This is a genomic window from Allobosea sp. FBZP-16 (genome assembly GCF_002831785.1).
Lineage (GTDB): Bacteria > Pseudomonadota > Alphaproteobacteria > Rhizobiales > Beijerinckiaceae > Allobosea > Allobosea lupini.
Genome location: NZ_LNCQ01000006.1, coordinates 149,091 through 161,616 on the forward strand (window position 1 = coordinate 149,091; position 12,526 = coordinate 161,616).

The 12,526-nt window shown below is 66.6% G+C and carries 12 protein-coding genes; 6 read left to right on the top strand and 6 right to left on the bottom strand.

Going from position 1 to position 12,526, the window contains the following annotated elements; translation table 11 throughout:
* Nucleotides 1-2 precede the first annotated feature (2 nt).
* Nucleotides 3-647 (bottom strand): DUF47 domain-containing protein, encoded by a 645-nt coding sequence (locus CXY91_RS01130; RefSeq protein WP_091829777.1) that lies wholly within the window; start codon nt 645-647, stop codon nt 3-5.
* 159 nt (nt 648-806) lie between these two features.
* Between CXY91_RS01130 and CXY91_RS01135 the strand changes: the two genes are divergently transcribed.
* The 4 genes from CXY91_RS01135 (at nt 807) to CXY91_RS01150 (ending at nt 5,994) form a co-directional block, all read left to right on the top strand.
* Nucleotides 807-2,135: an ABC transporter substrate-binding protein gene (locus CXY91_RS01135; protein WP_100958954.1), complete on the top strand. Its 1,329-nt coding sequence runs from the start codon at nt 807-809 to the stop codon at nt 2,133-2,135.
* A gap of 149 nt (nt 2,136-2,284) precedes the next feature.
* Complete coding sequence (locus CXY91_RS01140; RefSeq protein ID WP_100958955.1) at nt 2,285-4,000, top strand: ABC transporter permease; 1,716 nt, start codon at nt 2,285-2,287, stop codon at nt 3,998-4,000.
* 1 nt (nt 4,001) lies between these two features.
* The gene (locus CXY91_RS01145) at nt 4,002-5,099 is read left to right on the top strand and encodes an ABC transporter ATP-binding protein (protein ID WP_100958956.1); all 1,098 of its coding nucleotides are present in this window, start codon (nt 4,002-4,004) and stop codon (nt 5,097-5,099) included.
* A gap of 94 nt (nt 5,100-5,193) precedes the next feature.
* Entirely contained in the window at nt 5,194-5,994 is an 801-nt protein-coding gene (locus CXY91_RS01150; protein ID WP_100958957.1) for an aldolase, read from the top strand.
* 3 nt (nt 5,995-5,997) lie between these two features.
* Here CXY91_RS01150 and pdxR read toward each other — a convergent pair whose 3' ends face one another.
* A complete protein-coding gene (pdxR, locus tag CXY91_RS01155; RefSeq protein WP_248307303.1) occupies nt 5,998-7,449 on the bottom strand; it encodes a MocR-like pyridoxine biosynthesis transcription factor PdxR in 1,452 nt (483 codons plus the stop codon).
* Between the two features lie 65 nt (nt 7,450-7,514).
* On the opposite strand from pdxR, the gene CXY91_RS01160 reads away from it, so the two are divergent.
* Nucleotides 7,515-8,144: an FMN-binding negative transcriptional regulator gene (locus CXY91_RS01160; RefSeq protein WP_100958959.1), complete on the top strand. Its 630-nt coding sequence runs from the start codon at nt 7,515-7,517 to the stop codon at nt 8,142-8,144.
* Nucleotides 8,145-8,147: 3 nt separating this feature from the next.
* Here the strand turns inward: CXY91_RS01160 and CXY91_RS01165 are convergent, their stop codons facing one another.
* Both CXY91_RS01165 and CXY91_RS01170 read right to left on the bottom strand, forming a co-directional pair.
* On the bottom strand, nt 8,148-8,777 hold the full coding sequence (locus CXY91_RS01165; protein WP_349236574.1) for a glutathione S-transferase family protein: 630 nt from the start codon (nt 8,775-8,777) through the stop codon (nt 8,148-8,150).
* The gene (locus CXY91_RS01170; protein ID WP_100959062.1) at nt 8,777-9,970 is read right to left on the bottom strand and encodes a diaminopropionate ammonia-lyase; all 1,194 of its coding nucleotides are present in this window, start codon (nt 9,968-9,970) and stop codon (nt 8,777-8,779) included. The genes CXY91_RS01165 and CXY91_RS01170 overlap by 1 nt, the downstream gene beginning before the upstream one ends.
* 117 nt (nt 9,971-10,087) lie before the next feature.
* On the opposite strand from CXY91_RS01170, the gene CXY91_RS01175 reads away from it, so the two are divergent.
* Nucleotides 10,088-10,567 (top strand): Lrp/AsnC family transcriptional regulator, encoded by a 480-nt coding sequence (locus CXY91_RS01175; RefSeq protein ID WP_100958960.1) that lies wholly within the window; start codon nt 10,088-10,090, stop codon nt 10,565-10,567.
* A 131-nt stretch (nt 10,568-10,698) separates the two neighbouring features.
* On the opposite strand, the gene CXY91_RS01180 is transcribed toward CXY91_RS01175, so the two are convergent.
* Nucleotides 10,699-11,592 (bottom strand): carbohydrate ABC transporter permease, encoded by an 894-nt coding sequence (locus tag CXY91_RS01180; RefSeq protein ID WP_091829759.1) that lies wholly within the window; start codon nt 11,590-11,592, stop codon nt 10,699-10,701.
* A complete protein-coding gene (locus tag CXY91_RS01185; RefSeq protein WP_100958961.1) occupies nt 11,589-12,482 on the bottom strand; it encodes a carbohydrate ABC transporter permease in 894 nt (297 codons plus the stop codon). Before CXY91_RS01185 ends, CXY91_RS01180 begins: the two co-directional genes overlap by 4 nt.
* Between the last annotated feature and the right edge of the window lie 44 nt (nt 12,483-12,526).

Below are 12,526 nucleotides of genomic sequence, written 5' to 3' on the forward strand. Positions count from 1 at the left end.
TTTCAGAGGTGTTCGAGCACGATGCGGCTGACGCGCTTGGCGACGTCCTCGAAACGGTCGACCACCTTTTCGAGGTGGTCGTAGATCTCGGCGCCGACGATGAAGCCCATGGCGTCGCTGCCGCGATGGGCCTTGAACAGCTCCTTCAGGCCCTGGTCGTAGAGCCGGTCGGAGTGCTCCTCGATCGCGCCGATCTCCTTGGCGAGCGCGCCGATGCCGACGGCGTGCTTCTTGATGTCGCGCAGCATCGGCAGGAGTTCGCCGACCTTGTGCGAGGCGGTGACGATGGTCTTGCCGAGTTCCTGCATGCTCGGCTCGAAGCGCTCGACCTCGAAGAGCTGGATCGCCTTGGCCGTCTTCTGCATCTGGTCGATGGCGTCGTCCATCGAGCCGATCAGTTCCTCGATGTCGCCGCGGTCGAAGGGCGTGATGAAGGTGCGGCCGACCTCGAGCATGACCTCGCCGGCGATCGTATCGGCGCGGTTCTCCTCGGCGAAGATCTCGGCGCAGCCGGCCGCGATCGCTGTCGTTCCGCTGAGGACGCCGTCCAGAGCTGCCGCGCCGGCCTGCAGCGTCTGCGCATGACGCTCGAACAGCACGAAGAACTTGTCTTCCTTCGGCAACAGCTTCTGGAACCAGCCCAGCATCGGAACGGCCTCTCGCCAACTTAGTCTGCCCGCGGCAAAGAGCGGGATGACATGCCTGCGCCTTTTGTGACAGTTTTGCGACAACGGCAATCCGGATTCCCGCTTTGCCACCGTTGGCCTCGACGCCGGCGGACACGGAAAACGATAGGGAGGATCAGAATGTTCACTCGCAGGATCGCGCTCGTCTCGGCGCTCGGATTGGCCCTGGCAGCCTCTGCCGTTCACGCGCAGGCGCCGGCGGGCAAGGTCACGGTGGTGACATCGTTCTCGAAGGACGTCACGGACCCGATCAAGAAGGCCTTCGAGAAGGCCGTGCCGGGCGTGACGCTCGAAGTCCAGAACCGCAACACCAATGCCGGCGTGAAATATGTCGAGGAGACCAAGGCCAACAACCAGGTCGACCTGTTCTGGGCCTCGGCGCCCGACGCGTTCGAGGTGCTGAAGGGCAAGCAGCTGCTGACCGCCTACAAGCCCAAGGCGACCGGCATCCCCGAGAAGATCGGCTCCTATCCGATCAACGATCCCGCCGGCTTCTATTTCGGCTTCGCGGCGTCCGGCTACGGCATCATGTGGAACGAGCGCTATGCCAAGGCCAACAAGCTGCCCGAGCCCAAGGATTGGCAGGATCTCGCCAAGCCGGCCTTCTACGGCCACGTCTCGATCGCCTCGCCCGCACGCTCGGGCACGACGCATCTGACCGTCGAGACCATCCTGCAGGGCGAGGGCTGGGAGAAGGGCTGGCGGACGCTCAAGGAAATGTCCGGCAATTTCCATTCGATCACCGAGCGTTCCTTCGGCGTGCCGGAGGCGGTCAACTCCGGGCAGGTCGGCGTCGGCATCGTCATCGACTTCTTCGCCTTCTCGGCGCAGGCCTCCGGCTTCCCGGTCAAGTTCGTCTACCCGACCGTGACCACCGTCGTGCCGGCCAATGTCGGCATCATCGCCAATCCGCCGAACAAGGCGGCGGCCGAGGCCTTCATCGAGTTCCTGCTCTCGCCCACCGGGCAGGAGGTGCTGCTCGAGCCCGGCATCCGCCGCCTGCCGGTCAATCCGGCGGTCTATGCCAAGGCCGGCGCCGACTATCCCAACCCCTTCACCGACCCGCGCTTCCAGAAGATGATCGGCTTCGACGTCGACAAGTCGGAAGCCCGCACCGCGGTCGTCGACACGCTGTTCGACCAGCTGATCTCCTTCCAGCTCGATGCACTGAAGGGCGTCACCAAGACGCTGCACGAGGTCGACGCGGCGCTGGCCAAGAAGCCGAACGCCCAGGCCAAGGCGCTCGCCGACGAGGCGCGTACCCTGATCGCCGCCCTGCCGGTGACGGAGGAGCAAGCCGCAAGTCCCGAGCTGCGCGCCGCTTTCACCGGCGGCAAGGAGAAGGGCGCGCGCCAGGCCGAGGTCGAGGCGCAATGGGCGAGCTTCGCCCGCGACAACTACGCCAAGGCGAAGGCAAAGGCCGAGGAGGCGCTGAAGGCGGCGAAGTGATCAGCCTCACACCGTCATGCTCGCCCTTGTGGCGAGCATCCACGTCTTGAACACGGCATTCGATCAGTCGGGCGAAGACGTGGATGGTCGGGACAAGCCCGACCATGACGGAAGAGCTCGATCGATAAGATCCTGCGAGCCTAGAGCCTATGACCGCCGTCCCCGCCGCCCCATCCCGCGCTCGCGCTTTCTCCGCCACGCCCGGCCAGATCGCGCTGGCGCTCGCCATTGCAGGCTTCCTGCTCGTCTTCCTGGTGCTGCCGGTGGCGACGGTGATCTACGTCGCCTTTACCGAGAAGGGCACCTCGACTTTCACGCTGGTCAATTTCTACGACTTCGTCCGCACCGAGCTGTTCATGCGCTCCTTGTGGAACTCCTTCTATGTCTCTGCGATGTCGGTGGTCTGGGCCTCGGTGCTGGCGCTGCCGCTCGCCTATCTCACCACGCGCTTCGCCTTTCGCGGCGCTGCGATCGTCCAGACGCTCGGGTTCCTGCCGCTGATCATGCCGCCCTTCGTCGGCGCCGTGGCGATGCAGCTCTTCTTCGGTCGCAACGGCTCGATCAACCTGCTGCTCGACGACTGGTTCGGCTTCAAGATCGATTTCATGGAAGGGCTGAACGGCGTCATCTTCGTCCAATCCGTCCATTATTTTCCGTTCATCCTGATCAATCTCTCGGCGGCGCTGCGCAATATCGACCGCGCCATGGAGGAGGCCGCGCAGAACCTCGGCTCCTCCGGATTCCGCCTGTTCCGGCGCATCGTCTTCCCGCTGGCGCTGCCGGGCTATCTCGCCGGGGCCTCGCTGGTCTTCGTCAAGGTCTTCGACGATCTGGCGACGCCGCTCCTGCTCAACGTCAAGGACATGCTGGCGCCGCAGGCCTATCTGCGGGTGACCTCGATCGGCATCGCCGACCCGATGGGATACGTCATCTCGGTCGTGCTGATCGTGGCCTCGGTGCTGGCGATGTGGCTCTCGGCGCTGGCGCTGAAGGGCCGTGACTACGCCACGACCCAGCGCGGCGGCGGCGGGCTCGCCCGGCGGGTGATGCGCCCGCACGAGGCAGTGCTCGGCTATGGCGTCGTCATCCTGATCCTGGCGCTGGTGCTGGCGCCGCATCTGGCGCTGCTGCTGCTCTCCTTTGCGACGATCTGGTCGTTCTCGCCGCTGCCGGACGCCTACACGATCGCCCATTACGGCCGCGTCTTCGGCGAGAGCTCGCTCTATATCAAGAACACTCTGATCTATGCCGCCATCGCCGGCGGAATCGATGTCGTGCTTGGCGTGGCCATCGCCTATCTCGTGCTGCGCACGAAGCTCGTCGGCCGCGAATGGCTCGACTGGATGGCCACGGCGGCGCTCGCCATCCCCGGAGTCGTGCTCGGCATCGGTTATCTCAGGACCTTCTACGGCATCACCCTGCCGGACGGCACGCCGCTTGCGGCGCTCTGGATCACCATCGTCATGGCGCTGGCGATCCGGCGCCTGCCCTATGCGTTGCGGGCCTGCCATGCCGCGCTGCAGCAGATCTCGGTCTCGCTGGAGGAGGCGGCCGAGAACCTCGGCGCCACGAAGGCCCGCACGGTGCGCCGCATCGTCGTGCCGCTGATGACCGGCGGCATCCTTGCCGGCTTCGTCACCTCCTTCGCGACCGCCGCGGTCGAGCTCTCCGCGACGCTGATGCTGGTGCAGTCCAATTCCGATGCGCCACTGGCCTATGGGCTCTACGTCTTCATGCAGTCGGCCGCCGGGCGGGGCCCTGGCGCGGCGCTCGGCGTCGTCGCGGTCGTGCTCGTCGCGGCCTGCACTTTCCTGTCGCACCTCATCGTCGAACGCAGCCAGAAGGCCAAGGGAATGGGCCACTGACATGAACGCAAACGTCTCCCTGACCACGCCGGCCGTCTCGGTCGCGATCGAGGGCGTCAACCTGTCCTATGGCGACAACCATGTGCTGAAGGACGTGAACCTTTCGATCGAGCCCGGCGAGTTCTTCGCCTTTCTCGGCCCTTCCGGTTGCGGGAAGACCACGCTGCTCAGGCTGATCGCGGGCTTCAACCAAGCCGATACCGGCAGGGTCACGATCGGCGGGCAGGATATTTCCCGCTTGCCGCCGTGGAAGCGCGATGTCGGCATGGTCTTCCAGTCCTATGCACTCTGGCCGCATATGAGCGTTCGCCGCAACGTCGCCTTCGGCCTGGAGGAGCGCGGCGTGAAGCGCGCCGAGATCGAGCGGCGGGTGGAGGCGGCGCTCGGCCTCGTCGGGCTTGGCCATCTCGCCGAGCGTCGGCCCTCGCAGCTCTCCGGTGGCCAGCAGCAGCGTGTCGCGGTGGCGCGAACGGTCGCGGTCGAGCCCAAGGTGCTCTTGCTCGACGAGCCGCTCTCCAACCTCGACGCCAAGATGCGCGTGCAGGTCCGGCGCGAATTGCGCGACCTGCAGCAGCGGCTCGGCCTGACCACAATCTTCGTCACCCATGACCAGGAGGAGGCGAATTCCATCTGCGACCGCATCGCGGTGATGAACGACGGCATCGTCCAGCAGGTCGGCACGCCGATGGAGCTCTATGAGCGCCCTGCGAACCTCTTCGTCGCCGGCTTCCTCGGCACGGCCAATATCCTGAAGGGGCGTGTCGTCGGCAGCGGCGCGGAGCGCAGCTTCGAGATCGAGGGCGGCGTGAAGTTCCCGATCGGCGACGGGGCCGCCGTTCCCGATGGCGCTGCGCTGGTCTTTCGCCCGCAGCATGCCAGCCTCGTCGAGCCGGCGGGCTCGAAGGAGGGCGCGCTATCCTTGCCCTGCGTCATCGCCAACCGCGAGTTCCTCGGTGCGAGCGTCCGCTATGGCGCCCGGATCGGGTCTGCCGAGGTGGCGGTCGACATGCCGTTCCAGTCCGGGCGCGAGCTGTTCGAGGTCGGTAGCGAAGCCAGCTTGAAGCTCGCCCCGGGGTCGCTTCACTGGCTCTCTGCCTGAGGAGGCCGCCGCCATGCGGGCATCAGCACAGGTGTCTTCACCAGGCGCAGGGCAGCTCGCTTGCCTCGTTCCAGAGCAGCCCTAGACTGGCGTCATGGCACACTCACTCAAGCCCGGCGCGACGCCGGCGACCGCTTCCGCCGGCCCGAACCAGCCGAACCTCGACTCCGATGCAATCTGGGAGGCCAGGCGCGATCTCGCCGCCTGCTTCCGCATGGCGGCGCGCTATGGCTTCGAGGAAGGCATCTGCAACCATTTCTCGGCGCTGGTGCCGGGCTATGACGACCTCTTCATCGTCAATCCCTATGGCTGGGCCTTCCGCGAGCTCACCGCATCAAAACTGCTGATCTGCGATTTCCACGGCAATGTCGTCGCCGGCGAGGGCCAGCCCGAGGCGACCGCCTTCTACATCCATGCCCGCATCCACAAGAACCTGCCGCGCGCCCGCGTCGCCTTCCACACCCACATGCCCTATGCGACGGCGCTCTCGATGACCGAGGGCGATCCGCTGATCTTCGCCGGCCAGACCGCGCTGAAGTTCTACGGCCGCACCGCGGTCGATCGCGACTACAACGGCCTCGCCCTCGACGAGCGCGAGGGTGACCGCATCGCCGGCGCGGTCGGCGACGCCGACATCGTCTTCATGAAGCACCATGGCGTCATGGTGCTCGGCCCGACCATCGCCGAGGCCTGGGACGATCTCTATTATCTCGAGCGCGCCTGCGAGGTGCAGGCGCTCGCGCTTTCGACCGGGCGCCAGGTGCTGCCGGTCAAACCCGAGATCGCCGAAGCGGCTTACCAGCAGATGCGCGAAGGCGATCCGGAATCGGCGCGCCTGCACCTGGCCTCGATCCGCCGCCAGCTCGACGCCGAGGAGCCGGTGTACCGGGATTGAGGTTTACGCACCGAGTTCGTGCAGCAGCCCGTCCAATCGCGCGATGCCTGCGGCGATCTGCGCCTCGTCGAGCGCCGCATAACCGATGACGAGGCCGGCGCGGCGCTCAGGATCGTCCGGCCGGTCATAGAGCCCGCTGACGCCATAGAGGCCGAGCGAGGCTGCCGCCGCCCGCTCCGTCAGCTCGGCCTCGCGCGTTTGCGGCAGCCCGTTGATCCAGGCGAGGACATGGAGGCCGGCATCGGTGCCGACGATGCTGACGCGCTCGCCCAGCCGCTCGCGCAGCACTTTCAGCAGGGCGGCTCGTCGCTCGCCATTGCGGCGCCGGATGCGACGGACATGACGCTCATAGGCACCGCTTTCGATCAGCTCGGCCAGGGCGGCCTGTTCGAGTTCGGGCGTATGCCGGTCGACCATGCGCTTGGCCCTGGCGAAGATCTCGCGCAGCGCCGGCGGCAGCACGAGATAGCCGAGCCGCAGGGTCGGCGAGAGCGTCTTCGACACCGTGCCGAGATAGATGACGCTGCCGGCTTGGTCGAGCGAGCGCAAAGGCGGCACCGGGCCGACGCCGTGGCGGTATTCGGCGTCGTAATCGTCCTCGATGACGAAGGCGCCATGGCGCGCCGCCCAGGCGAGCAGTTCCTGCCGGCGCGGCGCCGAGAGGATGCTGCCGAGCGGCAGTTGATGCGAGGGCGTGACGAAGGCGAGCCGTGCGGGAGGCAGCGCTGCGGTCTGCATGCCTTCGCGATCGACCGGTTGCGGCGAAAGCTCGGCGCCTGCCGCCAGGAAGGCCTGGCGCGCCAGATTGTAGCCGGGGTCCTCGATCACGACGCGGTCACCGGGATCGAGCAGCAGGCGCGTGCAGAGGTCGAAGCCCTGTTGCGAGCCGTTGACGACGAGGATGTCGTCGATCTCGCACCGCAGGCCGCGGCCGCGCCAGAGATAGCCCTGCAAGGCAGTCCGCAATTCCGGCAGGCCGCTCGGATCGCCATAGCGCAGCCGGGCTGGCCGCCTGGTTACGGCTTTCGCCAGCGCCCGCCGCCAGGCCAATGTCGGGAAGTCGCCGCCGGCGAGTTCGCCATAGCGGAAATCGAGTGCGAAAGGCTGCGGATTCCATGGAATCGGTGCGGCGGAGGCCAGCCGCTTGCCATAGGCGGAGAGCTCGATCGTGCGAGGCGAAGGATTACCTCCCGCAGCCGGCTTCGGTTGCGCCAGTCCGGCGGCGACCTGAGCCCGCGCGCCGGGCCGGGTTTCCAGATAGCCTTCCGCCGCCAATTGCTCGAAGGCGGCCGTGACAGTGGTGCGCGACAGTCCCCATTCGGCTGCGAGCGCCCGCGTCGACGGCAGGCGCGAGCCGGGCGCATGGACACCGGCCGTAATCTCGCGCTTGATCGCAGCGATGACCCGGCGTTGGGCGCCGATCTCCTGCTCAACTGATCCAGTCGGAATGCTCAAAACTGGTCGTTTCATGCAGGCCAGATTAGCGGCATGACGACGGCGCTCGCAAGGAGACCTGTTTCATGTACACGCCGCCGGCCTTCCGCGTCGACGACCGCGCCGAGATTCACGCGATGATGCGTGCCTGCCGGCTTGCCACGCTCGTGACCGCTACAGCCGAGGGGCTGCTCGCGACACCGCTGCCGCTGATCCTGGCGGAGGAGGAGGGCGAGTTCGGCGTGCTCCACGGCCATCTCGCCCGCGCCAATCCGCAATGGAAGGCCGCGGCGATCGGCGAGGCTATGGTGCTGTTCAACGGGCCCGACGCCTATGTCACGCCGTCCTGGTACGAGACCAAGCGCGAGACCGGCAAGGTCGTCCCGACCTGGAACTACCAGGCGGTCCACGCCTATGGCCCGGCCGAGTTCTTCGACGATCCCGAGCGTCTGCTCGATGCGGTGACGCGCCTCACCAATCTGCATGAGGGCACGCGGGCGCAGCCTTGGGCGGTCGATGACGCGCCGCCCGAGTTCGTGAAGGCGCAGCTGCGCGGCATCGTCGGCCTGCGCATCCCGATCACGAGGCTCGAAGGCAAGCGCAAGATGAGCCAGAACCGCCCGCTGGCAGATCGCGTCGGCGTCGCCGAGGGATTGGCCCAGAGCGAGCGCCCTGGCGACTTGGCTGTTGCCGCGATGGTCCCGATCGAGAGCTGAGGATCAGTCCTGCGTCTCGCCCTCATAGGGCGTGGCGCGCATAGACGCGCGCTGGTTGAAGCGGTCATACCAGCCGGCGAGCCTTGGTGCCCGCGCGCGGAAATCCGGCAGGCGCCGGAAACTCAGCCAGGCGAGGGCGGTCACCAGCCCGATCTGACCGACCGTGACCGGCCCGTCGAGATCGGCCTGCGATTCGAGATAGTCATAGGCCTCGAGCAGCTTGGTCGTCTGGCCTTCGGCGAGCGGCGGATAGCGCAGCGCCTGCGGCCGGCGCTCGGTCTCCCAGCGCACCGCGATGCCGGCATCGCACAGGCCCTGCGCCAGCGCTTGCAGCCGCAACGCTTCATAGCGCGCCGGCCCCTCGCGCGGGATCAGCGAGCCCTGGCCGGCGACCCGGTCGAGATAATCGCAGATCACCACGGAATCGAAGAGCGCGCCGGCATCGGGCGTCAGCAGCACCGGCACTTTGCCGAGCGGGTTCTGCGCGAACACCGCGTCGTTGCGATTGGTCGGACTGGTCTCATGGTGGACGACATCGAGACGGTCGACCAACCCGAGCTCATGCGCGCAGACCAGCACCTTGCGGGCATAGGGCGAATGGCTCTGGTAGAGCAGCGTCAGCTTGTCCGACATCACGCCGTCCCGGCGACGTCGGCTGGCGTCAGCCCGACCAACTCGGCGTAGCGCTCCGGATCGGTTGCGCCCTCGGTAACGACAGCGAAGACGCGAGAGGATGCGTCGAGCTTCAGTGCGGCGCGGGCCTGCGGATCGCGCAGGGCTGCGAGCAGACCGGCAAAGCCCGCCGCGCCGCTCTCGCCGGCGACGATGGCCGGGTCGCTGCCGGCCGGGCGCGCCAGCCGGTTCATTGCTTCGACCGCGACCTCGTCCTCGACCGTCATGAAGGCATCGGCGACGCGCGACAGCACGCGCCAGGCCAAAGGCGAGGGGTCGTAGCATTCCAGCATTGCCATCACTGTCGGCTCGCCATGGGCGATCTTGGTCGGTCGCCCGGCGCGGGCGCTCTCGAACAGGCAGGCGGCGCGAGCCGGGTCGACCACGGTGAAGACCGGCCGCTTCTCGCCAAACTCCAGCGCAAGCTGCGCCGCGATTGCCGCGGCGATGCCGCCGACGCCGGCCTGCACGAACACATGGGTCGGCGGCTCCGGCAGCTGCCGCAGCGCCTCGCGGATGATCGCGGTATAGCCCTGCATGACGAGGCCGGGGATGCGCTCATAGCCGTCCCAAGAGGTGTCGGAGACGGTCGTCCAGCCCTTTTCATCGGCGACGCGGGCCGCCTCGACGATGGAATCGTCATAGGTGCCGGGGACGCGCACGATCTCAGCGCCAAAGCGGGCGATCGCCGCGGCGCGCGGCTCGCTGACGCCGCCATGCATGAAGATCACCGAGCGCGCACCGACGAGCTGCGCGCCCTGCGCGACCGAGCGGCCGTGATTGCCGTCGGTGGCGCAGGCGAAGGTCATTTCGGATGCGATCGCGCGAACCTCCGGCGAGGCCAGCTCGGCTTCGTCGAGGGTTCGTCCGAGCCGCTCAGCTGCCGCCTCCAGCACCAGGCGCGTGACGGCATAGGCGCCGCCGAGTGCCTTGAAGCTGCCGAGACCGAGCCGCTGGCCTTCGTCCTTGAGATGCAGCGCCCCGATGCCGAGCTCCGCGGCCAGGCTTGGTAGGGCGCGCAGCGGTGTCGGCACATGCTCGGCCCGTCCGGCGAGATGCCGCTCGATCGCGTCCGCGCCGGCGGGGCCGAGCGTCTGCGCATCGACCGGGTGGAGCGGCTGGCGGAAGTCCGGGAGCTGGTTGAGCAGGAGCACGGCTTGCCTCATTGAGATGTCCTGGTGAAGAGATATTGCAAGCGTCGCGAAAAAGGCGCTGCAATCAGCCGCCAGCCTTGCAAGTTTGTTTCATAATCATTCTCCCTGGAGCTTCGCTTGAGCGAACCATCCGCCTCCGCCCTCGATGCCTTCGACCGGGCGATCCTCGCCATCCTGCAACGGGACAACACGACGCCGCAGCGGGTAATCGGCGAGAAGGTCAATCTGTCGGCGCCGGCCGTGCAGCGCCGCATCCGCCGGATGGAGAAGGAGGGCATCATCACCGCCAACGTCGCGGTGGTCGAGCCGGCGGCGCTCGGCCATCCGATCACCATCTTCGTCGAGGTCGAATTGGTCAGCGAGACGGCGAAGGACATTGATGCCGCCAAGCGCGCCTTCGTCGCCGCGCCGGAGGTGCAGCAATGCTACTACGTCACCGGCGAGGTCGATTTCATGCTGGTCGTGCTGGTGCCGAGCATGACGGCCTATGAGGCGCTGACCCGCCGGCTCTTCTTCGCCGACGCCAACATCCGCAAGTTCCGCACCTTCGTCGCGATGGACCGGGTCAAGACAGGGCTGACGGTGCCGATGGGGTAAGACGCTGCCTCTCCCGTCATGGTCAGGCTTGTCCCGGCCATCCACGTCTTCGCTCAAGCAATGCGGTGTTCAAGACGTGGATGCTCGCCACAAGGGCGAGCATGACGAGATGGAACAGCGGTGAGCCCGCGCTACGACGTCAGCGCGCCGGCCGTCATGCCCTGGACCATGAACTTCTGCAGGAAGATGAAAGCCATCACCAGGGGCAGGCTCGCCAGCACCGAGAAGGCCATCATCGTGTTCCAGTCGGTGACGAACTCGGCCATCAGGCTGTAGATCGCCATGGTCAGCACCCGGTTTTCCCAGGATTCGATCAGCACCACCGCGAACAGGAACTCGTTCCAGGCGAGCAGAAAGGTGTAGAGCCCGGCGCCGATGAAGGCGGGATAGGACATCGGTACCAGCGTCCGGAAGATCGCGCCCAGGCGCGAGCAGCCGTCGACCATCGCCGCTTCCTCGATGTCGCGCGGGATGTTGATGAAATAGCTGCGCAGCATCAGGATGCAGAAGGGCAGGGTGAAGGTCAGGTAGACCACGATCAGCGAGGTCCGGGTATCGTAGAGCCCAAGCGTGATGAAGATCCGGAAATAGGGGATGCAGAGCAGCACCAGCGGGAACATCTGCGTGGTGATCAGGAACATCAGCACCGCCCGCTGGCCGGCGAACTTGAAGCGCGCCAGCGCATAGGCCGCCATCGCGCCGAGGAGCAGCGAGAGCGCGGTCACCACCAGCGAGACCATCATCGTATTGGCGAAGACGAGGAGATAGCGCGGGCTCGCGAAGATCTTGCGGTAGCCCTCAAGCGTGAACACCTGCGGCAGCCATGTCGGTGGCATCCGCATCACCTCGATGTTCGGCCTGACCGAGACCGTCAGCATCCAGGCGAGCGGGAAGAACACGATCGCGATCGCGATCAGCAGGAGGAGATAGGAGGCGGCATTGATCAGGCGCTCGCGCCCGCGAATGCCGATCTTGCCGAGATAGGGACGTGTATGCGCGACAGCGCCGTACTGGGCGACGGTCATTGCTGATTGCTCATGGTTCGGCGGACATAGATGGCGCTCACGATGAAGAGCACGATGAACATGACCACGGCCTCGGCCGAGGCGTAGCCGAACTTCAGCTTCTGGAAGCCGTCGAAATAGATCGCCGTCGCCAGCACTTCCGAGCTGTGCGCCGGGCCACCGCCGGTCATCACATAGACCGGGTCGAAGGCGCGGAACGTCCAGATCGAGTCGAGCAGCACGATCGTGGTGATGACGCCGCGCAGCTGCGGCAAAGTGATGTGCCAGAATTGCCGGAACAGCGAGGCGCCGTCGATCTCGGCGGCCTCGTAGAGCTGCTTGGGGATCGCCTGCAGGCCGGCGAGCAGCATCACCATGAAGAAGGGGAAGGCGCGCCAGACGTTCATCGCCGTCACCGACCCCAGCGCCGTCGAGGGATCGCCGAGCCAGGAGATGGTGAAGTTGGCGTCGATGATGCCGAGCGAGGCGAGGAGTCCGTTGAATACGCCGAAAGGCTGCAGCATCAGCACCCAGATCATGCCGGCGACGGTCGGCGCCAGCAGCCAGGGCACGATCAGCAGGCCGCGCGCGAGCGTGCGAAAGGCCGGGTCGAGGTTCATGTTGAGCAGGAGCGCCAGGCCGAGCCCGATCACCAGATGCAGCACGACGCTGAAGAAGGTGAAGACGACGGTCTGCCAGAAGGCGCGCCAGAACAGCGGGTCGTTGGCGAGCGCGATGTAGTTGCCGAAGCCGACCCAGACCTCGCGCTGGAGGTTGCTGTCGTGCAGGCTCAGGCGGACCACGTCGATCAGCGGGTAGATCAGCAGCGCGACGAGGATGAGAAGGGACGGCCACAGGAAGGACGCGGCCAGGACTTCCTCGCGGTATTTGCGTTTGAGCGTCAGCAGCATGACTCGCCGATCGTTGCGGAAGCGCGGCTCAGAGCCGGCCTGTC